We start from the raw sequence: 23423 nt of genomic DNA, 5'->3' as shown, positions 1-23423 counted from the left end.
GCCCGCCACCCCGGGAAGGGGACGGCGGGCGCCTTCCGTACGGCTGGGTTCAGCCCTTGTCGAGGACGGCCATGTCGGCCGGGTCGACGCCGCCGAAGCGCCGGTCGCGCTGGGCGTACTCGACACAGGCCCGCCACAGGTCGCGGCGGTCGAAGTCCGGCCACAGCACGTCCTGGAAGACCATCTCGGCGTACGCGCTCTGCCAGATCAGGTAGTTGGAGGTGCGCTGCTCGCCGCTGGGCCGCAGGAAGAGGTCCACGTCCGGCATGTCCGGGTAGTAGAGGTACTTCTGGATGGTCTTCTCGGTGATCTTCGCCGGGTCGAGCCGACCGGCCTTCACGTCCTCGGCGAGCGCCTGCGCCGCGTCCGTGAGCTCCGCGCGGCCGCCGTAGTTCATGCAGAAGTACAGCGTGAGCTTGGTGTTGTCCTTGGTCTGCTCCTGCGCGACCTGGAGTTCCTTGGCGACCGACTTCCACAGCTTGGGCATCCGGCCGACCCAGCGCACCCGCACGCCGAGGGAGTCGAGCTGGTCGCGGGACTTGCGGATGAAGTCGCGGTTGAAGTTCATCAGGAAGCGCACCTCCTCGGGGGAGCGCTTCCAGTTCTCGGTGGAGAAGGCGTAGAGCGAGATCGCGCCCACACCCATCTCGATCGCGCCCTGGAGCACGTCGAGCACCTGCTCGGCGCCGACCTTGTGGCCCTCGGTGCGGGGCAGGCCGCGCTCCTTGGCCCAGCGGCCGTTGCCGTCCATGACGATCGCGACGTGCTCCGGGATCAGCTCGGACTGGAGCTTCGGCGGGCGGGCGCCGGAGGGGTGCGGCTCGGGGGTGCTGTACTCCCGGCGCTGGCGACCGAGCAGTCGTGCGATGGCCATGACGTGGTCTCTCCTACCTAGCTTTTCTCTACGTACCGCAGCGAGCGCAGGCCGCGCTCCAGGTGCCAGTGCAGATAGGCGGACACGAGTCCGCTGCCCTCCCTGACGTGACGCGGCTCGCACGCGTCCGCCGTCGCCCAGTCGCCGGTGAGCAGCGCGCTGAGCAGGCCGATGGCCTCCGGAGAGGGTACGACGCTTCCGGGCACCCGGCAGTCGCCGCATATGACACCGCCCGCCGCGACCGAAAAGAACCGGTTGGGTCCGTGGATGCCGCATTTGGCACAGTCCTCGAAGCTCGGGGCGTAGCCGTTCACGGCGAGCGAGCGGAGGAGGAAGGCGTCGAGGATGAGATGGGGGGCGTGCTCGCCCCGGGACAGGGTCCGTAGTCCGCCCACGAGCAGCAGGTACTGCTGCACGGCGGGCTCGCCCTCGTGGTCGGTGAACCGTTCCGCCGTCTCCAGCATGGCGGTGCCGGCGGTGTAGCGGGCGTAGTCGGTGACGATGCCGCCGCCGTACGGGGCGATGGTCTCGCTCTGGGTGCAGAGCGGCAGGCCACGCCCGACCAGCTCACTCCCCCGGGCGAAGAACTGCACGTCCACGTGCGAGAACGGTTCGAGCCGCGCGCCGAACTTCGACTTCGTCCGACGCACCCCGCGCGCGACGGCGCGTACGCGCCCGTGACCGCGCGTGAGGATCGTGATGATGCGGTCCGCTTCACCCAGCTTCTGGGTGCGCAGCACGATGCCGTCGTCGCGGAACAGACTCATGGGCCCATTCTCGCGCACGCCGACGGAGCCCCGGGCCGGTACCCGGGGCTCCGTCGTGGGCTGGGCTGGTTCAGTAGCCGCCGGTGTGGACGAGGTGTCCGTAGAAGCGACCGGTGACGGGCGCGTTCGGGTCGCCGGCGAAGCCGTACGAGGCGGGCTGGGCGGCGGCGTCGGCGCGGAGCTTGTCGGCCACCTGGGCCGGGGTCATGCCCGCGCAGGGCCCGGTGAGGCAGAGGGCGGCCGCGCCTGCCACGTGCGGCGAGGCCATCGAGGTGCCGGAGAAGACCGTGGTGCGGCCCCGGTTGCGGGTGGACTCGATGCACACGCCGGGACCGGCGATGGTGTGGGCGGCGTCCGCGGCGCTGACGGCGAAGCTGGAGAAGTTCGCCGCGGTGTCGTCCTCGTCGGTCCGGCAGGTCGAAGCGGCGCCGCCGCCGGGCAGGCCGTTGAAGTCGGCCATGGCGGTCACGGTGAGGACCTCGTCATAGGCGGCGGGGCGGTGGGCGGCCAGGTCGTCGGCGCTGTTGCCGGCCGAGGCCACCACCAGAACGCCCCTGTCGTCGACCACGCGGCAGATCGCCTGGTGGTACGGGTCCTCGTTGGTGAACCCGCAGTTCCCGTCGTCGCTGCCGTCGCCGCCGAGGCTCATGTTCGCGACCTTGATGCCGAGTGTGGCGGCGTTGTTCGCCACCCAGTCGAGCCCGCAGATGATGTTGGAGGCGGAGCCGCGGCCGTTGGCGCCGAGCACCTTCACCGCGTACAGCCGGGCGCCGGGCGCGACCCCGACCACGTCGTCGCCGTTGTCCCGGGCGGCGACGGTGCCGGCCACGTGGGTGCCGTGGCCGTTGTTGTCCCTCCAGGCCCCGGGCCGCGCGGGATTCATGCAGTTCACCCCGCCGGCCACGTCGAGATCACGGTGGTCGTCGTCGATCCCGGTGTCGAGGATCGCGACCGCAGTGTCGACGGCACCGGTCCCGTCCCCGGCGGCCGTACTGCTCAGGTCGCCCTCGATCCGGTCCACCCCTGTCGGCAGCACCTGCTGGGTGGCGAACACCGGCGTGTCGGGAGCCACCGCCTTCACGTCCCGCTCCGCCCGCAGCGCGGCCACCCGGGACTCCGGCACCACCGCCGAGTACCCGACCAGCGCGTGCCGGTACCGGAAGCCCGGCCGCACCCCGTGGTTCCGGCCGTGCTCCCGCACGATCGCGTCGAGCCGGTCACGGGCCGAGTCCTCCAGGACGATGACGTACCGTCCCTCCGGCTGGGCGGCCCGCCCTTCCGTCGCCCCTGCCCCCGTGAGTCCCCCCGCCAGCAACGCCACCGCCGCCGCGGACACCGCGGCCAGCCGGTACGCCGGTCTCGCGACCCGGCCTTGTCCTGCCATCCCGAACACCTGGTTTCCTTTCGTGGTCAACGAACGCGAACTGGTTCGCGACGACCACGTAACCGGGGCTGCGGGGTGCGTGCAGCGCAAGCACGGCGGATGGACCAACCGACCGCCGGGGGGACTTCACCCGAGCGGGCTCAAGGCACTTCGCCCCGGCTCCGGGCGTTGACGTGCGCCGTGGCGGCGCTCAGGCGCTCGGAGGAAGTGGCCTCCCGGACCTCCTCGGGCTCCACGTCCCACTCCCGCCCGCCACCGAGCGGGCGGATCTGGACGTACGGCCCCTCGTACCCCATCACTCTCCCGACCCGCCCGGTGCGGATCTCCACGACGTACGACCCGATGGGCAGTGCGGTCATGACCGGCTCTCCTCCCCCGGCAGTAGGGCGGCGGCGAGGAGCCGTGCCGTTTCCACCGTGCAGCATCCCAATTCGACGAGCGGCCTCGGAGGATCGGCGGCGAGGGTGACGACGTCGAGCCCGAGCGAGGGAAGCCGGATTCCGGCCCTCGCGAGCGCCTCGCGCAATTCCGTCACTGCCTCTTGTGCGGCTTCGATGGCCCCCGTGGTCGTCTTCATGATGTCTTCCTTCACCAACGTATGCCTTTCTGAATCCATTTCCTGCTTCGCCTCACCAGGGTGGGGCGGGATCCGTAGAATCGGCAGATGCGCAGGTCGCACAACTGGGGCGTGGCCTTGGGGAGTTAGTCCATGGCCAAAGGCAAGCAGCAGGACGCGTGGGTGTTCTTCGGGGAGGCACTCGAGGAGCGCAGGAAGGCTGCGGGGCTTACGCAGGAGGAACTGGGCGGACGGGTGTTCGTCTCGGGGGCGCACATCGGCCTGTTCGAGCAGGGAATTCGAAAGCCGCAGTTGGATGTGGCGCAGAGAATCGACGGGGTCCTACAAACCGGCGGTATTTTCGAACGCACGGTTCGCAAGCTCACCGACAATACAGGGCCCGGGTATTGGGCCATCCTGCACGAGAACGGGGTGCTCACCCCCGTGGGCGGCCCGGCCGTGACGGCCGCGGCACCGGACCACATCGCCACGCCGGCCCGAGAGCGGCGAGCACTGGTGACCGTCCCGCCTCGCTCAGTCGGCGCACACGCGTACATGACCGGCACGCTCACGCTCATGGAGTTCGAGGACCAGCCACCAACGGCCTTTACGGAGACCGCGTTCACGGGGTCGCTCCTTGACGGTCCGGCGGTGGTGAAGCAGGCACAGCGCGCCTACGATCTCGTCCGGTCCGGCGTCGAGCAGCTGCGCACCGACGCGGCCGTCTACCGCGTCGACGGCTGGTCGCTCGTCGCGAGCCTGAAGGGCTGGTAGGGCGTCGGCCCTGCCTCTACGATCGCGCCCATGTCGATCAACCCCTCCATACCCGTCGTGCAGGGCAGCAAGAAGACCTCCCTCGAGTTCGAGGGCGACGCGCTGTACCTCCGCACCGCCCGCGAGGAGATGCGGATCCCGCTGGCCGCGATCGGGCAGGTGCGCGCCGAGGGGCGGGCGGTCGCCGTCGAGCTGACGGCCGCGGCCGGGGCCGTACCGGTGGAGCACCGGATCGAGGGGGCGAGCGAGGCGGGGGCGACGATGTTCGCGGCGAACGTGAACGCCGCCCTGGACGGGACTCCGGGCCGGGACACGGCGGCCGACGGTTCCGCGCTCGTCGAGGCGCAGACCCTGCCCCTCGACCGGCGGGAACGGAGGATGCGGCTCGTCAAGCGGTGGTCGCTCGGCACCACCGCCCTGGTCGCGCTCCTGTGCGTGCTCATCGCCGTCGCCGGAGAGGCCCTCGGGGTCGCGCTCTTCCTCCCCATGGGCTTCGCCGCGGCGGGGTCCACCGTCATCAGCGTCGTCGCGCTGACGAGCTGGTACCGCGAGTGGCGCCTGATGCGGCACGGCATCACGACCTTCGCCGCGGAGGTGCCGGACAGGCCGGGAATGTACCTGTACACGGACCCGGCGGGCCTGATCCGTCAGGTGACCACCTGGGCGGGCGGCATGGCCGTCAAGGTCTGCTACGACCCGCACGAGCCGGGGAACGTGATCCTGCCGAGGGCGGCGCTCCTGCGGCGCGGGGAGCTCGCCCTCGGATTGTTCTGCGCCTTCGGCGGGCTCGTTTCCTACGGCGGCATGATCGCGATGACCGTCTCGGCCTTCGCGGGCACCCTCAACCTCTCCGAGCCCGCCTAGCCTCACTTATGGAACTCATAAGTCCGGCTTATGAGTCCATAGACCGGGGGCGGGTACCGCTCCGCGACGTGCATTATTTAGGGTGACCTAAGTGTCGGCGGCTTCGCCGCCACGTCGCTTGCGAAGGGAACCCAGTCATGCCCCGCCCCCTCCGGGTCGCGATCGTCGGCGCCGGCCCCGCCGGAATCTACGCCGCCGATGCGCTGCTGAAGTCCGAGGCCGCCGCCGAGCCGGGTGTGTCCATCGACCTCTTCGAGCGGATGCCCGCCCCCTTCGGCCTCATCCGTTACGGCGTCGCCCCCGACCACCCGCGCATCAAGGGCATCGTCAACGCCCTCCACCAGGTGCTCGACAAGCCGCAGGTCCGCCTCTTCGGCAACATCGACTACGGCACCGACGTCCACCTCGACGACCTGCGTGCCTTCTACGACGCCGTGATCTTCTCGACCGGCGCCATGGCCGACCGCCCGCTGAGCATCCCGGGCGTCGAGCTGGACGGCTCGTACGGCGCCGCCGACTTCGCCTCCTGGTACGACGGCCACCCGGACGTCCCGCGCACCTGGCCGCTCGAAGCGGAGAAGGTCGCCGTCCTCGGCGTCGGCAACGTGGCCCTCGACATCGCCCGCATCCTCGCCAAGACCGGCGACGAGCTGCTGCCGACGGAGATCCCGGCCAACGTCTACGACGGTCTCAAGGCCAACAAGGCCGTCGAGATCCACGTCTTCGGACGCCGCGGCCCGGCCCAGGCCAAGTTCAGCCCCATGGAGCTGCGCGAGCTGGACCACTCCCCCACCATCGAGGTCATCGTCAACCCCGAGGACATCGACTACGACGACGGCTCGATCGCCGAGCGGCGCAAGAACAAGCAGACCGACATGGTCGCCAAGACCCTGGAGAACTGGGCGATCCGCGACGTCGGCGACCGCCCGCACAAGCTCTTCCTGCACTTCTTCGAGTCGCCCGTCGAGATCCTCGGCGAGGACGGCCGGGTCGTCGGCCTGCGCACCGAGCGCACCGAGCTGGACGGCACGGGCAACGTGAAGGGCACCGGCACGACGACGGACTGGGACGTCCAGGCCGTCTACCGCGCCGTCGGCTACCTCTCCGACGAGCTGCCCAAGCTCCCCTGGGACGCCGTCAGCGGCACCGTCCCGGACGAGGGCGGCCGGGTCGTCGAGGAGACCGGCGAGCACATGGCGTCCACGTACTGCACCGGCTGGATCCGCCGCGGCCCCGTCGGCCTCATCGGCCACACCAAGGGCGACGCCAACGAGACCGTGGCGAACCTCCTGGACGACTTCGCCAACGGCCGCCTGCTCACCCCCGACAGCCCGGAGACGGACGCCGTCGTGTCCTTCCTGGAGGGCAAGGGCCTCACGTACACCACGTGGGAGGGCTGGTACGCCCTGGACGCCGCCGAGAAGGCACTCGGCGAGCCGCAGGGCCGCGAGCGCGTGAAGATCGTCGAGCGCGAGGACATGCTGCGCGCGAGCGGCGCGATCAAGTAGCACCGCGCAGGCTCTCGCCCCTTCCCGGTCCTACCCTGAAAGGACCGGGAAGGGGCGAGAGCCATGTCCGTACCCACCACGATCGACGCGGTCGAACGCGCCAGGGACGCCGCCGGGCGTGAGTCCTGGGCGGAGGCGTACGAGCTGCTTCACGCCCACGACCGGCACCCCTCGCGCGGCTTGACCGCCGACGACCTCTCCGTGCTCGCCGACGCCGCCTGGTGGTCCGGGCACGTCGACGAGTCCGTGACCGCCCGGCTCCGGGCGCACGCCGCCTATCTCGCGGCCGACGACCACCGGGGCGCCGGGCTCGCCTCCTGGTGGCTGTACTACGAGTACGCCGGTCTCGGGCGCCCCGCCGCTGCCGCCGGCTGGCTCCACCGGGCCCGGCACCACCTGGAGGACCTGCCCGACTGCCCCGAGCAGTGCTTCCTGGCGATGACGGAGGCCGAGGAGGCCTCGGCGCACGGCGACCACGCGTCCGCCCTCGCCGCGACCCGCCGCATGACCGCCCTGGCCCTCGCCTGCGGCAGCCCCGACCTGCTCGCCCTCAGCCGCCGCACCGAGTCCCACGTGCTCCTCGCGGCAGGCCGCAGGACCGAGGGGCTCGCCCTCCTCGACGACGCCATGTGCGCGGTGTCGGCGGGCGAACTGAGCGGCATGGTCACGGGCTGGCTGTACTGCCTCGCCTTGACCGAGTGCATGGAGGCCGCCGACTTCGCGCGGGCGGTGGAGTGGACGAACGCGGCGATGGAGTGGTGCGCCCCGCCGTGGACGGGCCGCCCGCCGGACACGGACGTGGCGGCGAAGGACGCCGCCACGGAGACGGCCCCGGCCCCCATGACCGTCCCCTCCGGCGAGAACCCCTTCCGGGGCGTCTGCCGGGCCCACCGGGTCGAGGTCCTCGACCTCCTCGGGGCCTGGGCGCTCGCCGAGGCCGAGGCCCGGCAGGCCTGCCGCGAGGTGCCCGTGGACTGCCTGGAGTCGGCCGCCGCCGCGTACTACGCCGCCGGCGACGTCCAGCGGCGCCAGGGCCGCCTCGAAGCGGCCGCCGTCTCGTACGGGCACGCCCACGAGCTGGGCCGCATCCCGCAGCCGGGCCTCGCGCTGCTTCGCCTCGCGCAGGGCCGGGCCGCCGCGGCCGTGGCGGGCGTCGAGCTGGCCCTGGCCTGCCGGAACGACCCCGACCACGACGTCCTGGGCCGGGCCCGCCTCCTTGCCGCCCGTACGGAGGTGGCGCTCGCCGTCCGTGACGTCGCCGGGGCGGCGGAGGCGGCGGCGGACCTCGACGCCCTCGCGGGAGACGCCGACGGAGACGTACCCCTGCTGCGTGCCCTGGCCGACACGGCCCTCGGCTCGGTGGCCCTCGCCGAGAAGCGCCCCGAAGCGCTGCTCCCGCTGCGGCGGGCGCTCGCCGGATGGCTGGAGCTGCGGGTGCCGTACGAGGCCGCGCAGGTACGGATGCTGCTGGCGGCCGCCTGCCGGGCCGCGGGCGACGAGGAGGCGGCCCGCCTGGAGCTCGGCACCGCGCGGGCGGCCTTCGAACGGCTCGGGGCCGTACCGGACGCCCGGGTCGCGGCGGCGCTGCTGACCGGCGGGTCGCGGCGGCGGCTCCCGGGCGGGCTCACCGCGCGGGAGGCGGAGGTGCTTCGGCTGGTCGCCTCGGGCGGCACGAACAAGGACATCGCCCGTGAGCTGGTGATCAGCGAGCACACCGTCGCCCGGCACCTGAACAACATCTTCGCCAAGCTGGGCGTCGGCTCCCGCGCCTCCGCCACGGCCTACGCGTACGCGCACGACCTGGTCTGAACGGCCCATACGGACCGGTTGCCGGAGCATGGGTGATTCGGGCGATGCGCGCCGGAAGCCCACCGGGCTACACCGGAGTCATGACCACCACGACCAACCCCCTGACCAATCCCGACACGCTTCGCGGTGCCGTGCGCGGCACCGTCGTGACCCGCGGCGACCCCTCGTACGACGAGGCCCGCCGGGTCTACAACGCCCTGCACGACCGCCGCCCGGCCGTCGTCGTCCACGCCGTGGACGCCGGCGACGTGATGGCGGCGGTGTTGTACGCCCGGGAGCACGAGCTCCCCCTGGCGGTGCGCGGCGGCTCCCACTCGGTCGCCGGCTTCGGCACCGTGGACGACGGGCTCGTCGTCGACCTGTCCCGGATGCGCGGGGTGCGGGTCGACCCGGAGGCCCGTACGGCACGGGCCGAGGGCGGCGCCACCTGGGGCGACTTCAACCACGCCACCCATGCCTTCGGGCTCGCCACCACCGGCGGGGTGATCTCCACGACCGGCATCGGCGGCCTCACGCTCGGCGGCGGCATGGGCCACCTGGCCCGCCGGTGCGGTCTGAGCTGCGACAACCTGATCGCCGCGGACGTGGTGACCGCCGAGGGCACCCTCGTGACCTGCGACGCCGAGCGGAACCCGGACCTGTTCTGGGCGCTGCGGGGCGGCGGCGGAAACTTCGGCGTCGCCGTCTCCCTCGCGTACCGGCTGCACCCGGTCGCGGACGTCTTCGGCGGTCTGAGCTGCTACCCGCTCGACGGGGACGTCGCGCGCGGCTGGCGCGAGCTGATCGCGGACTCCCCCGTGGAGCTGAACCCGATCCTCGTCCTCGCGCTGGGCCCGGAGGAACCGTTCCTCCCCGAGCGCTGGCACGGTCGCCCGATCTGCGCCGTCTTCACCTGCTTCAGCGGCCCTGAGGCGGAGGACGAGAAGGTCCTCGCCCGCCTGGACGGACTCGGTCCTGTCATCGGCCGGTTCATGGAGCGGATGCCGTACCCGGTGGTCAACACCCTCTTCGACGAGCAGCTGCCGGCCGGGCTCTACCACTACTGGAAGGGCAACTTCAGCCGCGGACTCTCCGACGGAGCCATCGCGGCCCACATGGAGTACGGCGCGACGATGCCGTCCCTCGAATCGGACACGGCGATCTTCCCGATCGACGGCGCCTGCCACCGGGTGGGCCCGGAGGAGACCGCGTTCGCGTACCGGGACGCCGTCTTCTCGCACTCCTTCGGCGGCACCTGGACCGACCTGGCGGACTCGGACCACAACATCGCCTGGACCCGCGCCTACGACACGGCCCTGCGCCCGCACACCCAGGAGGGCGGCTACGTCAACTTCATGGACACCGACGACCAGGACCGCGTACGGGTCAACTACCGCCAGAACTACGACCGGCTGAGGACGGTCAAGCGCCGGTACGACCCCGACAACGTGTTCCGGCTGAACCAGAACATCACGCCCTGAGCGGGCCGTCCCCACGACACCGTCCGGTCCGTCCCTACGAAACCGTCCGGGCCGAGGCGAGCAGTCGTACGACGTCTTCCGGGGCGAGCGCGAGCGCGTTGCCGACCGTCCCCAGGACCTCCCGCTCGGCGGGGCTGTAGGCGCCGTCGGCGAGGGCGATCCGGGCGGCTTGGAGCAGGATCGACTCCCGCCCGGAGGGCGCCAGGTGCGGGGTGAGGGGCTCCAGGGCCTCGTGCAGCTCGATCGCGAGGAGCGTGCCCTCGGGGTTCACCTCGGGCATGAAGCGCCCGGTGTCGGCCTCCAGGGCCTCGACGAGGTCGACGAGCTGGACGGCGGTGCACTCGGCGAACCCGGCGGACCTGACGGCGCTCACGGCCCGGTCGAGGACCGCGCGCGAGTCGGTGCCGCCGGCCGCGAGCACGGCGAGGGCGACGGTGTGCACGGCGTCCCGCAGCATCGCGGAGAAGCGGCTGGTCGTGGGGTGGTCGAGCACCTCCGTACCGAAGTGCGTGTGACAGGCCGCGCATTCGACGACGGGTCCCGTACAGCCCCGGGGCAGGACCGGGACCCCCAGGACGGCGAACCTGCGGCGGCCGGTGCGGCGCCGGTAGTTGCGGTCGCCGCCGCACTCCTCGCAGAAGAACTCGCCGTCTCCGACCGTGTTCCAGGAGGTGCGGATTCCGCAGACGCCCACTTTCCCACCACGTGAATTCCGGGCAGACCGCACACGCACCTCCTCAACGGCCCGGCTGCACTGCCGGCGTTGGCGTGATGTTAGCCACATCCTTGATGTGGCGTCAGCACCCCGTCAGGACTTCACCGTGGAGATGGCCGAGACACGTCACCGTCCGCACGGCGCGGCGGCGGCGCTTTGTGAAGGCCAGAAAGCTTTCGCCGGCCCCGCCGCCCGCCTCCACCGGGCCGATCGCACCGGACTCGATGGCCGAAGCGGTCGCCGCGAGATCACCCTCCGGGGTGGCGCCGAGCCCGGAAACATGACCCGGGCAGGAAACGGGACGGCCCCCGCCCCTCGGAAGGGTGCGGGGGCCGTCCGTCGGGGACCGGGTCAGCGGGCGGAGCGGTTGACCGCCGAGATGACCGCCTTCAGGGAGGCGCGGGTCGTGTTCGCGTCGATGCCGATGCCCCACAGGACCTGGCCGTCGATGGCGCACTCGATGTACGAGGCGGCCTGCGCGGAGGCGCCCTCGCTCATCGTGTGCTCCTGGTAGTCCAGCAGGCGGGCGTCCACGCCGATCGCCTGCAGGGCGGCGAAGAAGGCGGAGATCGGGCCGTTGCCGGAGCCGGTCAGGACGGTCTCGGCGCCGTCGACGACCGCCTCGACGGTCAGCGTGTCCGTGCCGTCCGTGTCGGAGGTGGTCTGGCCGGAGCGCAGCTGGATGCGGCCCCAGCGAGCACCGGCGTTGTCCGGGTTGGGCAGGTACTCGTCCTGGAAGACGGACCAGATCGCGGCGGGGGTGACCTCGCCGCCCTCGCTGTCGGTCTTCTGCTGGATGATCTTCGAGAACTCGATCTGCATCCGGCGGGGCAGGTCCAGCTTGTGGTCGTTCTTCAGGACGTACGCGATGCCGCCCTTGCCGGACTGCGAGTTGACCCGGATGACGGCCTCGTAGGAACGGCCGACGTCCTTCGGGTCGATCGGCAGGTACGGCACGGCCCACTCGATGTCGTCGACGGTGACGCCCTTGGCGGCCGCGTCGGCCTCCATGGCGTCGAAGCCCTTCTTGATGGCGTCCTGGTGGGAGCCGGAGAAGGCGGTGTAGACCAGGTCGCCCGCGTAGGGGTGGCGCGGGTGGACCTCCATCTGGTTGCAGTACTCGGAGGTGCGGCGGATCTCGTCGATCTGCGAGAAGTCGATCTGCGGGTCGACGCCCTGGCTGAACAGGTTCATGCCCAGGGTCACCAGGTCGACGTTGCCGGTGCGCTCGCCCTGCCCGAACAGGCAGCCCTCGATGCGGTCGGCGCCGGCCATGATCGCCAGCTCGGCCGCCGCCACGGCCGTACCGCGGTCGTTGTGCGGGTGGACCGATACGCAGATGTGCTCGCGGCGGGTCAGGTTCCGGGACATCCACTCGAAGCGGTCCGCGTGCGTGGACGGTGTCGAACGCTCCACGGTGGCGGGCAGGTTCAGGATGATCTCGCGGCCCGGGCCCGGCTGCCAGACGTCACAGACCGCCTCGCAGACCTCCAGGGCGAAGTCCAGCTCGGTGTCGGTGAAGATCTCGGGGCTGTACTGGTAGCCGAAGATCGTGCGCTCGTCGAGCAGCTTCTCCGCGTACTCCATGACCAGCCGGGTGCCGTCCACGGCGATCTGCTTGATCTGCTCCTTCGAGCCGCGGAAGACGACCCGGCGGAAGGTGGGCGCGGTGGCGTTGTACAGGTGGACGGTGGCGCGCTTCGCGCCGACCAGGGACTCCACGGTCCGCTCGATCAGGTCCTCGCGGGCCTGGGTCAGGACGGAGATGGTGACGTCGTCCGGGATCGCGCCCTCTTCGATGATGGAGCGCACGAACGCGAAGTCGGTCTCGCCGGAGGACGGGAAGCCGACCTCGATCTCCTTGTAGCCCATGCGCACCAGCAGGTCGAACATCTCGCGCTTGCGGGCCGGGGACATCGGGTCGATCAGGGCCTGGTTGCCGTCGCGCAGGTCGGTGGACAGCCAGCGCGGGGCCTTGGTGATCCGCTGCTCGGGCCAGGTGCGGTCGGGGATCCGTACCTGCTCGTACTGGCCGTACTTGTGGATCGGCATCCCGGACGGCTTCTGCAGCTGCGTCGCGTTGGTGATCGGCGTGGGGCGGCTGACGAACGGGGACTGGGTCATTGCGTTGGGCTCCTCGGGTCCAGCAAGAAGGACGGCCGACTGTCGAACGCAACACCAGGTCCCGCGGGGAGGGGGTCGGCCTACGACTACAGGCCCTCGCCGCGGCAGCTAAGGAGAAGCAGCCCGAAACGCATGATGTGCCGCAGCCTAGCCCAGGGACGTCGGAGACGGACGTCCCGTATCAGTATGCGGGACGGCGCCCGCGTCAAGGGCGAACAGTGACGCATCACTCCATTTCGCCAATCCTCGTCTCACCCCGTGACAGTGGACTCACTCAGTGCCACATTGCGAGCATGACTCCCCAGACGCCTGTCTTCTGCTCGATCGTCCCCCCGCACCTCCTGGAGCACCTGGCGCACTCCTCGAACCCGGCCGTCGCCGCGGCCGCGCGCCGCACGCTCATCGCGGACGCCTCGGCCCGTACGTTCCGGATCCTGCCGCTGCCCGGCACCGAGCCCACGCTCGCCCCCGCCGAGGCCGGCAAGCCGCACCGCACGATCTACGACTGCGAGCGCGGCACCGAGCTGCCCGGCGCGAAGGTCCGCGGCGAGGGCGACGCCGCGACCGGGGACGCCACCGTCAACCGGGCGTACGCCGGCCTGGGCGCCACCTTCGACCTCTTCCTCCACGCCTTCGGGCACGACTCGATCGACGGCTCCGGGCTGCCGCTGCTCGCCTCCGTCCACTACGACGAGAAGTACGGCAACGCCTTCTGGAACGGCGAGCAGATGGTGTTCGGCGACGGCGACGACGAGATCTTCCTCGACTTCACCCTCCCCGTGGACGTCATCGGCCACGAGCTGGCCCACGGCTTCACCCAGTACTCGGCGAACCTGGAGTACTTCAGCCAGTCCGGCGCCCTCAACGAGTCCGTCTCCGACGTCTTCGGCTCCCTCGTGAAGCAGTACGCGCTCGGCCAGTCCGCCGACCAGGCCGACTGGCTCATCGGCGAGGGCCTCTTCCACGCGAACGTGGAGGGGACGGCGCTGCGCTCCATGAAGGCCCCGGGCACCGCGTACGACGACGACGTCCTCGGCAAGGACCCGCAGCCCGGCCACATGGACGACTACGTCCGCACCGGCCGCGACAACGGCGGCGTCCACATCAACTCCGGCATTCCCAACCACGCCTTCTACCTGGCGGCGACCGAGCTGGGCGGGAACGCCTGGGAGCGGGCCGGGCAGATCTGGTACGACGTGATGACCGGCGGGACGCTCACCCCCGAGGCCCGATTCTCCGAGTTCGCGGCGGCCACGGTGGCGGCGGCGCGGGCGCGGTACGGCGACGGGGAGGAGATCCAGGCCGTCCTGAAGGCCTGGTCGGCGGTGGGCGTACCGACCGACTGATCGGGCTGGTACACAGGTCCCATGCGGATTCGAGTGCGGCGCACGGGCGGTTTCGCGGGCATCGAGCGGTCGGCGGAGGTGGAGGCGACGGGCCCCGAGTGGGAGTCGCTGGCCACCGCCGTCCTCGCCGAGGACGCCCAGGCCGCCCGGGGCGTCCCGGACGGCTTCTCGTACGAGATCACCATCGACGGCCGGACAGTGCACTGCGCCGATCCGCGTCTGACAGACGCGCAGAGGACCCTCGTGTCGAGGGTCCTCAAGGAAGGCGCCTAGGCGCTCACCGGCGACGCCGGTGGAGGGGCGCGGTCAGAAGCCCAGCTTCCGCAGCTGCTTCGGGACCCCTCCCTCGACGCCGCCCTCGCACCGTGCGGCCCCGGGGGCCGCACGGGCTTCGGACGGCTGCGCCGTCCTCCGGCCGGACGGTGGAGGCGCGCGGTCAGAAGCCCAGCTTCCGCAGCTGCTTCGGGTCGCGCTGCCAGTCCTTCGCGACCTTGACGTGGAGGTCCAGGAAGACCGGGGTGCCGAGGAGGGCCTCGATGTGCTTGCGGGACTTCATGCCGACCTCCTTGAGGCGGCTGCCTTTCGGGCCGATGATGATGCCCTTCTGGCTGGGGCGCTCGATGTACACGTTGGCGTGGATGTCGAGCAGCGGCCGGTCCGCCGGGCGGTTCTCGCGCGGGATCATCTCCTCGACGACCACCGCGATCGAGTGCGGCAGCTCGTCCCGTACGCCTTCGAGCGCGGCCTCGCGGATCAGCTCCGCGACCATGACCTGCTCCGGCTCGTCCGTGAGGTCGCCCTCCGGGTAGAGCGGCGGGGACTCCGGGAGCAGCGGGATCAGCAGGTCGGCGACGAGCTGGACCTGCTTGTTGCCGACGGCCGAGACCGGCACGATCTGCGCCCACTCGAAGCCCAGCTCCTTGCCCAGCTGGTCGACGGCGATCAGCTGCTCGGCGAGCGTCTTGGAGTCGACCAGGTCGGTCTTGGTGATGATCGCGACCTTGGGGGTCTTCTTGATCCCGGCGAGTTCCTTGGCGATGAACTTGTCGCCGGGGCCGAGCTTCTGGTCGGCGGGCAGGCAGAAGCCGATGACGTCGACCTCGGCCCAGGTGGTGCGCACGACGTCGTTGAGCCGCTCGCCGAGGAGGGTGCGCGGCTTGTGGAGGCCGGGGGTGTCCACAAGGATCAGCTGCGCCTCCGGGCGGTGCACGATGCCCCGGACGGTGTGCCGGGTGGTCTGCGGCCGGTTCGAGGTGATGGCCACCTTCTGACCGACCAGAGCGTTCGTGAGAGTGGACTTGCCCGCGTTGGGGCGGCCGACGAAGCAGGCGAAGCCGGCCCGGTGGACGGCTTCGGTTTCTTGGTTGCGAGCGCTCATGGGGGCCATTGTCCCCGATGAGCGCCCACCTCACGTACTCACGTGCGCCCCCGGCTCCGCGCGGGCCGCCCGGTGCCGCCGGATCCGCAGGCCGAAGAGGCCCGCGGCGCCCCCGACGAGCAGGGTCGCGGCGGCGAGCCAGGGCAGGGCGAGGAAGGAGACCGTGCCCGTCTCCCGGACGTCCTTCGCGGTGGCGGTGAGGGTGATGTCACCCCAGTCGAGCTGCGGGGATCCGGTCCACCGCTCGGTGAGCCGGATCTTCTGCCGGGGCAGCAGCTCGGACGGCACCTTGGCGAGGTCGCGGTCGAGGAGGGTGCGTCCGAAGAGGCCCTCCGCCTTGAGGGCGACCTTGGGGTTGAGGGTGACGTTGCCCCGGTTGTGCAGCGTGTACGAGACGACCGCGCTGCTCGTACCGGCGCCGGGGACCAGCGGCCGGTCCTGGTCGACGGTGACGTCCTCGACGCCGAGGGCGGGCACGGTCGGCCCGTTGACCCGCAGGTAGAGGCGGGCGGCGACGGCGCGCTGGACGCCGACGGCGACGGCGCCCTTCCCGCCGGGGCTGATCCGCTCGTCGAGGGCGACGAGCGCCCCGGGGTGGTCGCCGGGGTCCGCGTCGGCGGGGACGGTCAGCGTGTACCGGACGGTGACGGCGGAGCCGGGCGGGACGGTGATCCGGGTCCGCTCCGGCGTGATCCAGGCACCGGCGCCGGTCTGCTTCTCCCGCTGGGTGCGGACGGCGAAGCCGCCGTCCCGGTCGGTGTTGTAGGCGTCGGCGCCGTAGAGCCGGAAGGTCAGCGGGGCGGCCGTCTTGTTGGCGACGGTGACCCGGTCGGTGAGCGTGGAGCCCGGATCGGCGGTGAGGAAGAAGTAGGGGCGGCTGCCCAGCTGGGCGGCGGCCGGATAGACGGCCCACTCGCCGTTCTCGGCGGCCCGCGCGTGCGGGGCGGGGCCCAGGAGCAGCAGCAGGACGCTCAGGAGGAGGACGTACAGCGTGCGCACGAGTCGGCACCCCCGGGGTGCGGAGCGGGCCGGCCGGGTGCGCGCCCGGCCCGCACGGTGGTCAGGACAGGGTGAGCGTCAGCACGCCCGCGTACGAGCCCGGCGCCGTGAAGGCCGGGACGTCGAGGGAGAGCCCCGCGTCGATCGTGAACTCGCCGCCCGTGAGGGCGCCGTTCGGTGTGGAGGCGAGGGTCGCGCCGCCGCTGCCGACCGGACCGGACGAGCCGGCCGCGCAGGTGCTGGGGCTGCCGGCCTTGGCGGTGCAGGCCGGGGTCCAGCTGAGGTTCCCTGCGCCGATGGAGCCGCCGGTGCCGGTGAAGTCGGTGACCTTGCCGGTGAGGGACCAGCCCGCGGGGCCGCCGCGGAAGTCCTTGACCGTCACCGTCTTGAGGTCGCCGGTGGCCGCGCCGCCCTGACCGAAGTCGACGGACGACAGCTGGACGGCGTCCCCGGCCTGGGTCATGGACAGCTCGCCCGCGGTGACGGCCGCCGTGATCGTCTGGCTGTTCGGCGGCGCCGGTACGACGACCTTGTACGCGGCGGGGCCGGCGCCCTTGTCCGGGTCCCAGGCCCCGCCCTCGTACGCCACGATGCCGGTGGTCGCCACGTCGTTGACCTTCAGACGCGCGGCGAAGGAGCCCTCGCTGTCGGTCGTGACGGTCATCCTGTCCGCGGTCTCCGCCGCTCCGGCGCGGCCGACGACGGTGACGTCGGTGAGCGGGGTGAACTTGGAACCGTTGACGGTCACCCGGACGCCCGGGTCGCCGGACGCGGTGTCGAGCGCCAGCGCACGGGTGTTGGGGCTGGTCACGGGGCTCGCCGTGACCGTCTCGGAGACCGGGGCGGGCGGGTCGAGGACCGTACAGGGGGTGTCCAGCTCCATGAGGTAGCTGGTGTGGATGTTGTAGTCGCCGGGCGAGAGGGTGATCGACCCGGCCTGGGTGACCGTGAAGGTGCCGGTCATCGAGAAGGCGGGGAAGGAGCCCTTGCCGGGGACCGGCGGGTTCTTCTTGGGGCCGTTGACGGTGACCGCGCCGGTCTGGGCGCCGCCGAGGACGACCTTGCCGCTGGGCGTCATGATGTCGGCCGGGAGCGCGAGGTCGACCGGGTTGGACGCGGCGGGCTTGGTGATCGTGTACGTCACCGTGACCGTGTCGCCGACCTTGGGGCTGCTCTTGTCGACGGTGATCTCGGCGGTGGTCGTGCCCGTGATGGGCGGGATGCCGGCGATCGGCGGCGGGACGCAGCGGGTCTGGAATTCCACCGGCTGGGAGGTGGTGGTCGCGCCGGCCGGGGCCGCGAGCGCGCCTCCTGCGACCGCGAGGGCGGTGGCGCCGAGGACGGCGGTCCAGCGCCGTCTTCGGGCCGCCGCCCGGGATCGGGTGAGTGCCATGGGTGTGCCCCCTCCTGAGGGATGAGTGGGCGCCATTGACGGCTGCGGGCGGAGAGAAGTCAATGCAAGCGAAAGACATCGACTGATGACCCATCAGATACTGTCAAGATCCTCGGGCCGGGAGACGTTTCCCCAGGTCAGCCGCCTCTTCCAGGGTGCCGGAACACGACGGAGACCGGTGCCGCCCAGGGCGACACCGGTCCGGTCGGTACGGGCTCAGCTGAAGACGAACGGGCCCGGCGACTGGGAGGTCACCGCGTCACAGTTCACCGTGATCCCGAAGATCACCATCTTCAGGGCGACACCCGCGAAGTACGAGTTGAGGCTGTCACCGGAGGCGACGGTCCCGCTCAGCGGGCCGATGACCACCGACCCCCCGCCGGCGAGCGGCGGGTTCTTCTTGCCGGTGAAGACCCTCGTACCGCCGCCGGCCTTGGCCATCGTCAGCGTGGCGTTGATCTGGTCGGCGCCGACCGCGATCGGCGTCGTGACGGCCGAGGTGACGGTGATGGTGGCGGCCGTTCCGTTCTGCGTCGCGACGAGGGTGGCGCCGCCGCCGCCCCACGTACCGCAGTCGTACGTCGCCGTGGCCGAGCCCGGCGAGACGGCGGCGGCCGTCGGCGCGAAGGCGAGCGAGGCGGCGGCGAGTCCTCCGGCGAGGACCGCGACGGTCCCTAAGGTGCTTCTGCTTCTCATGGCGAGTTCGAACCCCTTCCGATGGCGAACGCAGGGGTGCGGACACTGCGTGGATGGTGGAGATCTGACGGTCCGTCGGGCGAACCGGTGTTCATTGAGACGCAGACCGCATGGGAAGGCAAGAGAAGATGCGGTGATCCTTCACAAAGACACAAAGGCAGGAGGACCCGGCGCGAACGCCGGGTCCTCCTGTCCTGTTCTCGTCGCTCGCCCGTGGGGCGGCCGAGTCGCTCAGCCCGCCGTGACCGCCACGCGCAGCTGTCCGTCCGGACCCGCCAGCAGGACCGGGGTCTCCGGCCCGCCGAGGTCCCGTACCGCCGCGCGGTCCTCGTCCGAGGCGGACTCCGCGCTCGACACGACGGCCGCCGCCTCCAGGGACTGGGCGCCGCTGGCCACGGCCATCGCGACCGCGGTCCGCAGCGCGCTCAGCTTGAGCGACTCCAGCTCCACGGTCCCCGCCACGTACGTACGACCGGTCTCGTCCCGTACGGCGGCCCCCTCGGGCACACCGTTACGGGCGCGGGCGCTGCGCGCCAGCGTGATGATCTTGAGGTCCTCGGCGCCGAGGTCGCCGTGCTCGCTGCTGAGTGTCATGCCCTGAGCATAGGTGCGCCCCGGAACTCAGCCCGCGACGACCCCGAGGCTCGGTTCCCGCGACGACCCCGAAGCTCGGCCCCGCGACGACCACGAAGCTCAGCCCGCGACCGGGTACATCGCCCCGCGGCGCCCCTCCGGCGACACCAGCCACTCCAGCTTCTCCGCCGTACCGGCCTCCGGCAGCGGGGTGTGGAGCACGATCACCAGGTCGGGGCGGGCCGGGACCCTGAGCTGGGTCGCCTCGACGTACAGCGTGCCGACCAGCGGATGCTCCAGCTCCTTGCGGTTCTGGCCGCCGGGCAGGATGTCCCGCCGCTCCCACAGCTCCGCGAACTCCGGGCTCAGCTCCTTGACCTCCTCGACGACCTGCCGGAAGCCCTCGTCGTCGGGGCTCTCCGAGCACGCCGAACGGAACTGGGCGACGACCCGGGGGGCGATCTCCTCCCAGTGGCCCAGGCGGGTGCGGTACAGCGGGTCGGTGAAGAAGGCGACCAGGCAGTTCTGCACGGTGTCGGGGCTCATCCCGAGCACGATCGCCGCCGCGTCGTTGTACAGGACGGTGTTCCAGTACGCGTCCATGATGTGCGCGGGGAACGGCATCCACGCGTCGATGAGCCGCCGCAGCCCGTCACACATGTCCCGGTCCTCCGGAGCCGTCTCCGGCGCCGGCGGGTTCAGCGCCGCCAGGACGTACAGATGACGCCGCTCCGCCGGGCTCAGCCGCAGCACCCGCGCCACCGAGTCGAGCACCTGCGGCGAGACCGTGATGTCCCGGCCCTGCTCCAGCCACTGGTACCAGGAGACCCCGACGCCCGCGAGGACCGCGACCTCCTCCCGGCGCAGGCCCGGCGTCCGGCGGCGCGGACCGCCGTCCGGGAGCCCCGCCTCGGCCGGACTGACCCGGGCCCGACGGCTCATCAGGAACTCGCGCAGTTCGCCCAGTCGGTGCTGCTTCATCGTGGTGCTCTCGAGAGCGGTGGCCACGTGTGCTTCCTCCCCCTGGATGCCTGGTGGTACGACCAACAGGATAAGTACCCGCTCCCCACCCTTGTTCCCGGCCGCCGAGGGTGGGGGCATGGCAACCCTGACCTCTCCCCCGTCGGACACCGGAACCGAGGCCGCCTCTCAGGCCTCTCCCCCGGCCCTCACCGGCCGCACCCGGCTCATCCTCTTCGTGCTGTGCGCCGCCCAGTTCATGGTCGCGCTCGACTTCTCCGTGCTGAACGTGGCGCTGCCCGTCCTCGGCGCCGACCTCGGCCTCGGCCAGTCCGCCCTCCAATGGGCGGTCACCGCCTTCGCGCTGCCCTCCGGCGGCTTCCTGCTGCTCTTCGGCCGCGTCGGCGACCTCTACGGACGCAAGAAGCTGTTCCTCGCCGGACTCGCCCTCTTCGGTCTCGCCTCGCTGCTCGCCACCTTCGCCTGGAACCCGGCCTCCTTCCTCACCGGACGCGCCCTCCAGGGCATCGGCGCCGCCGCGATCGTGCCCACCGGCATGTCCCTGCTGACCACGACCTTCCCCGAGGGCCCGCTGCGCGACAAGGCGCTCGGCATCTCCGGCACCCTGCTCTCGCTCGGCTTCACCGTCGGCATGGTCCTCGGCGGCGTCATGACGGACACCCTCGGCTGGCGCTCCACCATGGGCCTGCTCGCCCTCTTCGCCGTGATCGTGCTGCCGCTGGCCCCCGGCCTGCTCCCCGAGTCCCGCACCCCGGAGCGGCCCCGGCTGGACGTGCCCGGCGCGGTGACCGTCACCGGTGGTCTGCTCGCCCTGATCTACGCCCTGTCGACGGCGGCCGAGCGCGGCTTCGGCGGCACGGACGTGCTGGTCGGTCTGGTGGTGGGGATCGTGCTGCTGGCGGTCTTCGTGCGGGTCGAGTCCCGGCACGCGGCCCCACTGGTGTCGCTGCCGATGCTGCGGCGCGGCACGGTCGCCTTCGGCAACCTGGGCGGTCTGATCACCTTCTCGATGATGTCGACCGTCGTCTTCGTCCTCACCCTCTACCTGCAGGAGACGCTGGACCTGTCGGCCTTCGCGACCGGACTGGTCTTCGGCGTGCAGGGCGTGATGTCGGTCGTGGCCGGCATGCTCGCGCCGAAGGTGATCGGCCGGATCGGCGCCCGCGCCACCCTCGTCGGCTCGCTGGCCGGTCAGGGCGTGCTGACGGCCGCGCTGCTCGGTCTGGGCGAGGAGTCGGGCGTGGTCCTGGCGACCGTCGCCGTCTCGCTGGCCTCGATGTGCCACCTCGGCGCGATCATCTCGTACGGACTGACCGTCACCTCGGGCGTCCCGGACGAGGAGCAGGGCCTGGCGACGGGCCTGGTCACGACCACCCAGCAGGTCGGCCTCACGATCGGCATCCCGCTGCTCGGCGTGCTCGCCACCACGGGCGGTGACCTGTACGGGGGCGTCCGCACGGTCCTCGTCCTGGACGCGGCGATCGTCCTCGGCACGGCGGTCCTGGTCGGCCTCGGCCTGCGGCGCCGGTCCTGAACCAGACCGGGGGGGGGAGAGAGCCGCGGCCCGTCGCGGACTACGGCCTGTCGAGGCGGAGCCGTACGGCCTTCGGCAGACCCGCGACCACCAGGTCGTACGAGTCCTCGACGAGCTCCCGGACCATGCGGTCCGGGAGCTCTCCGACGGTCACCGTGTTCCAGTGCCGCTTGTTCATGTGATAGCCCGGGGCGATCGCCGGATGCTCCTCACGGAGCCGTACGGCGTCGTCCGGATCGCACTTGAGGTTGACCCGCAGCGGCTCGGATTCGAGCCACGAGAGCGCGAACAGCTTCCCGGCGACCTTGAAGACGGAGACGTCGGGTCCGAACGGGAACTCCTCCGTCGCGTCGTTGAAGTCCAGGCAGAAGGCGCGCAGCTCGTCGGGGGTCATGCCTGCTTCTCCTCCGGTTCCAGGGGTTCCACGAGAACGGTGACGATCTTGTTCCGGCGGCCGGCCGGGGACTCGGCCGTCAGCCGCAGCGAACGCCCGTCCGGCAGCTCCACGACCGCCTTGGCGCCCGCGATCGGAACCCGGCCGAGCGCCTTCGCGAGCAGTCCGCCGACGGTCTCCACGTCCTCGTCGTCGTACTCGTCGGGCCCCAGGCCGTACAGCTCGCCGAGGTCGCCGATGTCGAGGCGCGCGGTGACCCGGTGGCTGCCCCCGCCGAGGTCCTGGACCGGCGGCAGCTCCCGGTCGTACTCGTCGGTGATCTCACCGACGATCTCCTCCAGGATGTCCTCGATCGTGACGATCCCGGCCGTGCCGCCGTACTCGTCGATGACGACGGCGACGTGATTGCGCTCCTGCTGCATCTCGCGCAGCAGGTCACCGGCGTTCTTGGTGTCGGGCACGAAGGCGGCGGGCCGCATCGCCGTCGACACCAGGTCCGCCTCGGAGTCCCGGTTGATGTGCGTCCTGCGGACCAGGTCCTTCAGATACACGATGCCGACGATGTCGTCCTCGTTCTCCCCGGTGACGGGGATACGGGAGAAGCCGGAGCGCAGCGCGAGGGTGAGGGCCTGACGGATCGTCTTGTACCGCTCGATGCAGACGAGGTCGGTACGGGGCACCATCACCTCCCGTACGAGCGTGTCCCCCAGCTCGAAGACGGAGTGCACCATGCGGCGCTCCTCGTCCTCGATCAGCGACTCCTGCTCGGCGAGGTCCACCATGGCCCGCAGCTCGGCCTCGGAGGCGAAGGGGCCCTTGCGGAAGCCCTTGCCCGGGGTCAGCGCGTTGCCGATGAGGATCAGCAGCTGCGGGATCGGCCCCATGATCCGGGCCAGCGGCAGCAGGACGTACGCGGCGGCCGTCGCCGTGTTCAGCGGGTGCTGGCGGCCGATGGTGCGCGGCGAGACGCCCACGGCCACGTACGACACGAGGACCATCACGGCGATGGCGACGAGCAGCGCCTCCCAGGTCTCCGGGAAGGCTTCGAGGCAGGCGTACGTGACGAGGACGCCGGCCGCCATCTCGCAGGCGACGCGGACGAGCAGCGCCACGTTGAGATAGCGGGTGGGGTCGGAGGCGATCTGGGCGAGCTTCTCGGCCCCGCGCCGCCCGGACCGTACGGCCTCGGCGGCGCGGAAGCTGGAGACGCGCGCGAGACCGGCCTCGGCGCAGGCGGCGAGCCAGGCCACGACGACCAGGGCCACCGCGCCGAGGATCAGCGAAACGTCCATCG

General features: G+C 71.6%; 23 protein-coding genes. 8 read left to right on the top strand and 15 right to left on the bottom strand.

The window, feature by feature from the left end:
* Nucleotides 1–49: 49 nt before the first annotated feature.
* The 5 genes from N5875_RS26195 to N5875_RS26175 form a co-directional block, all read right to left on the bottom strand.
* Nucleotides 50–874 carry an isoprenyl transferase gene (locus N5875_RS26195; RefSeq protein WP_318211118.1) on the bottom strand — a complete coding sequence of 275 codons (825 nt, stop codon included), beginning with the start codon at nucleotides 872–874 and terminating at the stop codon, nucleotides 50–52.
* 17 nt (nucleotides 875–891) lie between these two features.
* Entirely contained in the window at nucleotides 892–1641 is a 750-nt protein-coding gene (recO, locus tag N5875_RS26190) for a DNA repair protein RecO (protein ID WP_318211119.1), read from the bottom strand.
* Nucleotides 1642–1711: 70 nt separating this feature from the next.
* Entirely contained in the window at nucleotides 1712–3025 is a 1314-nt protein-coding gene (locus tag N5875_RS26185) for a S8 family serine peptidase (protein ID WP_338496489.1), read from the bottom strand.
* A gap of 140 nt (nucleotides 3026–3165) precedes the next feature.
* Nucleotides 3166–3384 (bottom strand): hypothetical protein, encoded by a 219-nt coding sequence (locus N5875_RS26180; RefSeq protein ID WP_318211121.1) that lies wholly within the window; start codon nucleotides 3382–3384, stop codon nucleotides 3166–3168.
* On the bottom strand, nucleotides 3381–3602 hold the full coding sequence (locus N5875_RS26175; protein ID WP_318211122.1) for a hypothetical protein: 222 nt from the start codon (nucleotides 3600–3602) through the stop codon (nucleotides 3381–3383). The genes N5875_RS26180 and N5875_RS26175 overlap by 4 nt, the downstream gene beginning before the upstream one ends.
* 132 nt (nucleotides 3603–3734) lie before the next feature.
* Here N5875_RS26175 and N5875_RS26170 point away from each other — a divergent pair, with 132 nt between their 5' ends.
* From N5875_RS26170 to N5875_RS26150, 5 genes are all read left to right on the top strand, one after another.
* A complete protein-coding gene (locus N5875_RS26170; protein WP_338496487.1) occupies nucleotides 3735–4355 on the top strand; it encodes a Scr1 family TA system antitoxin-like transcriptional regulator in 621 nt (206 codons plus the stop codon).
* A 30-nt stretch (nucleotides 4356–4385) separates the two neighbouring features.
* Nucleotides 4386–5219, top strand: coding sequence for a hypothetical protein (locus N5875_RS26165; protein WP_338496485.1), 834 nt, complete (start codon nucleotides 4386–4388; stop codon nucleotides 5217–5219).
* 137 nt (nucleotides 5220–5356) lie between these two features.
* Nucleotides 5357–6727 carry an FAD-dependent oxidoreductase gene (locus N5875_RS26160; RefSeq protein WP_318211123.1) on the top strand — a complete coding sequence of 457 codons (1371 nt, stop codon included), beginning with the start codon at nucleotides 5357–5359 and terminating at the stop codon, nucleotides 6725–6727.
* A 63-nt stretch (nucleotides 6728–6790) separates the two neighbouring features.
* On the top strand, nucleotides 6791–8536 hold the full coding sequence (locus N5875_RS26155; protein WP_338496483.1) for a helix-turn-helix transcriptional regulator: 1746 nt from the start codon (nucleotides 6791–6793) through the stop codon (nucleotides 8534–8536).
* A gap of 80 nt (nucleotides 8537–8616) precedes the next feature.
* Nucleotides 8617–9996 (top strand): FAD-binding oxidoreductase, encoded by a 1380-nt coding sequence (locus N5875_RS26150; protein WP_338496480.1) that lies wholly within the window; start codon nucleotides 8617–8619, stop codon nucleotides 9994–9996.
* A 34-nt stretch (nucleotides 9997–10030) separates the two neighbouring features.
* Here the strand turns inward: N5875_RS26150 and N5875_RS26145 are convergent, their stop codons facing one another.
* Nucleotides 10031–10723: a TerB family tellurite resistance protein gene (locus N5875_RS26145; protein WP_338496478.1), complete on the bottom strand. Its 693-nt coding sequence runs from the start codon at nucleotides 10721–10723 to the stop codon at nucleotides 10031–10033.
* A 339-nt stretch (nucleotides 10724–11062) separates the two neighbouring features.
* A complete protein-coding gene (leuA, locus tag N5875_RS26140; RefSeq protein WP_318211127.1) occupies nucleotides 11063–12835 on the bottom strand; it encodes a 2-isopropylmalate synthase in 1773 nt (590 codons plus the stop codon).
* A 293-nt stretch (nucleotides 12836–13128) separates the two neighbouring features.
* Between leuA and N5875_RS26135 the strand changes: the two genes are divergently transcribed.
* A complete protein-coding gene (locus N5875_RS26135) occupies nucleotides 13129–14181 on the top strand; it encodes a M4 family metallopeptidase (RefSeq protein WP_338496475.1) in 1053 nt (350 codons plus the stop codon).
* 21 nt (nucleotides 14182–14202) lie between these two features.
* The gene (locus tag N5875_RS26130) at nucleotides 14203–14454 is read left to right on the top strand and encodes a protealysin inhibitor emfourin (RefSeq protein ID WP_318211129.1); all 252 of its coding nucleotides are present in this window, start codon (nucleotides 14203–14205) and stop codon (nucleotides 14452–14454) included.
* 163 nt (nucleotides 14455–14617) lie between these two features.
* Here the strand turns inward: N5875_RS26130 and era are convergent, their stop codons facing one another.
* The 6 genes from era to N5875_RS26100 form a co-directional block, all read right to left on the bottom strand.
* A complete protein-coding gene (gene era, locus N5875_RS26125; RefSeq protein ID WP_030317458.1) occupies nucleotides 14618–15559 on the bottom strand; it encodes a GTPase Era in 942 nt (313 codons plus the stop codon).
* A 30-nt stretch (nucleotides 15560–15589) separates the two neighbouring features.
* Complete coding sequence (locus N5875_RS26120; RefSeq protein ID WP_338496473.1) at nucleotides 15590–16558, bottom strand: DUF916 domain-containing protein; 969 nt, start codon at nucleotides 16556–16558, stop codon at nucleotides 15590–15592.
* 61 nt (nucleotides 16559–16619) lie between these two features.
* Complete coding sequence (locus tag N5875_RS26115) at nucleotides 16620–17951, bottom strand: beta-xylosidase (RefSeq protein WP_338496472.1); 1332 nt, start codon at nucleotides 17949–17951, stop codon at nucleotides 16620–16622.
* Between the two features lie 216 nt (nucleotides 17952–18167).
* Nucleotides 18168–18647 carry a hypothetical protein gene (locus N5875_RS26110; protein ID WP_318211132.1) on the bottom strand — a complete coding sequence of 160 codons (480 nt, stop codon included), beginning with the start codon at nucleotides 18645–18647 and terminating at the stop codon, nucleotides 18168–18170.
* A 231-nt stretch (nucleotides 18648–18878) separates the two neighbouring features.
* Nucleotides 18879–19241, bottom strand: a complete 363-nt coding sequence (locus N5875_RS26105; protein WP_030317464.1) for a cytidine deaminase — start codon at nucleotides 19239–19241, stop codon at nucleotides 18879–18881.
* A 99-nt stretch (nucleotides 19242–19340) separates the two neighbouring features.
* Nucleotides 19341–20201, bottom strand: a complete 861-nt coding sequence (locus N5875_RS26100; protein WP_318211224.1) for a helix-turn-helix transcriptional regulator — start codon at nucleotides 20199–20201, stop codon at nucleotides 19341–19343.
* A gap of 118 nt (nucleotides 20202–20319) precedes the next feature.
* Here N5875_RS26100 and N5875_RS26095 point away from each other — a divergent pair, with 118 nt between their 5' ends.
* Complete coding sequence (locus N5875_RS26095; RefSeq protein WP_318211133.1) at nucleotides 20320–21735, top strand: MFS transporter; 1416 nt, start codon at nucleotides 20320–20322, stop codon at nucleotides 21733–21735.
* Nucleotides 21736–21775: 40 nt separating this feature from the next.
* Here N5875_RS26095 and N5875_RS26090 read toward each other — a convergent pair whose 3' ends face one another.
* Nucleotides 21776–22129, bottom strand: coding sequence for an MmcQ/YjbR family DNA-binding protein (locus N5875_RS26090; protein WP_318211134.1), 354 nt, complete (start codon nucleotides 22127–22129; stop codon nucleotides 21776–21778).
* A complete protein-coding gene (locus tag N5875_RS26085; protein ID WP_318211135.1) occupies nucleotides 22126–23421 on the bottom strand; it encodes a hemolysin family protein in 1296 nt (431 codons plus the stop codon). Before N5875_RS26085 ends, N5875_RS26090 begins: the two co-directional genes overlap by 4 nt.
* Nucleotides 23422–23423: the final 2 nt, after the last annotated feature.

Source organism: Streptomyces sp. SJL17-4 (assembly GCF_036826855.1).
In the GTDB taxonomy this organism is placed as follows: domain Bacteria; phylum Actinomycetota; class Actinomycetes; order Streptomycetales; family Streptomycetaceae; genus Streptomyces.
This window is presented reverse-complemented; position numbering and strand designations above follow the sequence as displayed.

Excerpts from the sequence above, each read along its gene's own strand:
- N5875_RS26195 (WP_318211118.1), bottom strand. The coding sequence starts at position 874 with ATGGCCATCGCACGACTGCTCGGTCGCCAGCGCCGGGAGTACAGCACC.
- recO (WP_318211119.1), bottom strand. The coding sequence starts at position 1,641 with ATGAGTCTGTTCCGCGACGACGGCATCGTGCTGCGCACCCAGAAGCTG.
- N5875_RS26185 (WP_338496489.1), bottom strand. The coding sequence starts at position 3,025 with ATGGCAGGACAAGGCCGGGTCGCGAGACCGGCGTACCGGCTGGCCGCG.
- N5875_RS26180 (WP_318211121.1), bottom strand. The coding sequence starts at position 3,384 with ATGACCGCACTGCCCATCGGGTCGTACGTCGTGGAGATCCGCACCGGG.
- N5875_RS26175 (WP_318211122.1), bottom strand. The coding sequence starts at position 3,602 with ATGAAGACGACCACGGGGGCCATCGAAGCCGCACAAGAGGCAGTGACG.
- N5875_RS26170 (WP_338496487.1), top strand. The coding sequence starts at position 3,735 with ATGGCCAAAGGCAAGCAGCAGGACGCGTGGGTGTTCTTCGGGGAGGCA.
- N5875_RS26165 (WP_338496485.1), top strand. The coding sequence starts at position 4,386 with ATGTCGATCAACCCCTCCATACCCGTCGTGCAGGGCAGCAAGAAGACC.
- N5875_RS26160 (WP_318211123.1), top strand. The coding sequence starts at position 5,357 with ATGCCCCGCCCCCTCCGGGTCGCGATCGTCGGCGCCGGCCCCGCCGGA.
- N5875_RS26155 (WP_338496483.1), top strand. The coding sequence starts at position 6,791 with ATGTCCGTACCCACCACGATCGACGCGGTCGAACGCGCCAGGGACGCC.
- N5875_RS26150 (WP_338496480.1), top strand. The coding sequence starts at position 8,617 with ATGACCACCACGACCAACCCCCTGACCAATCCCGACACGCTTCGCGGT.
- leuA (WP_318211127.1), bottom strand. The coding sequence starts at position 12,835 with ATGACCCAGTCCCCGTTCGTCAGCCGCCCCACGCCGATCACCAACGCG.
- N5875_RS26135 (WP_338496475.1), top strand. The coding sequence starts at position 13,129 with ATGACTCCCCAGACGCCTGTCTTCTGCTCGATCGTCCCCCCGCACCTC.
- N5875_RS26130 (WP_318211129.1), top strand. The coding sequence starts at position 14,203 with ATGCGGATTCGAGTGCGGCGCACGGGCGGTTTCGCGGGCATCGAGCGG.
- era (WP_030317458.1), bottom strand. The coding sequence starts at position 15,559 with ATGAGCGCTCGCAACCAAGAAACCGAAGCCGTCCACCGGGCCGGCTTC.
- N5875_RS26115 (WP_338496472.1), bottom strand. The coding sequence starts at position 17,951 with ATGGCACTCACCCGATCCCGGGCGGCGGCCCGAAGACGGCGCTGGACC.
- N5875_RS26110 (WP_318211132.1), bottom strand. The coding sequence starts at position 18,647 with ATGAGAAGCAGAAGCACCTTAGGGACCGTCGCGGTCCTCGCCGGAGGA.
- N5875_RS26105 (WP_030317464.1), bottom strand. The coding sequence starts at position 19,241 with ATGACACTCAGCAGCGAGCACGGCGACCTCGGCGCCGAGGACCTCAAG.
- N5875_RS26100 (WP_318211224.1), bottom strand. The coding sequence starts at position 20,201 with ATGAAGCAGCACCGACTGGGCGAACTGCGCGAGTTCCTGATGAGCCGT.
- N5875_RS26095 (WP_318211133.1), top strand. The coding sequence starts at position 20,320 with ATGGCAACCCTGACCTCTCCCCCGTCGGACACCGGAACCGAGGCCGCC.
- N5875_RS26090 (WP_318211134.1), bottom strand. The coding sequence starts at position 22,129 with ATGACCCCCGACGAGCTGCGCGCCTTCTGCCTGGACTTCAACGACGCG.
- N5875_RS26085 (WP_318211135.1), bottom strand. The coding sequence starts at position 23,421 with ATGGACGTTTCGCTGATCCTCGGCGCGGTGGCCCTGGTCGTCGTGGCC.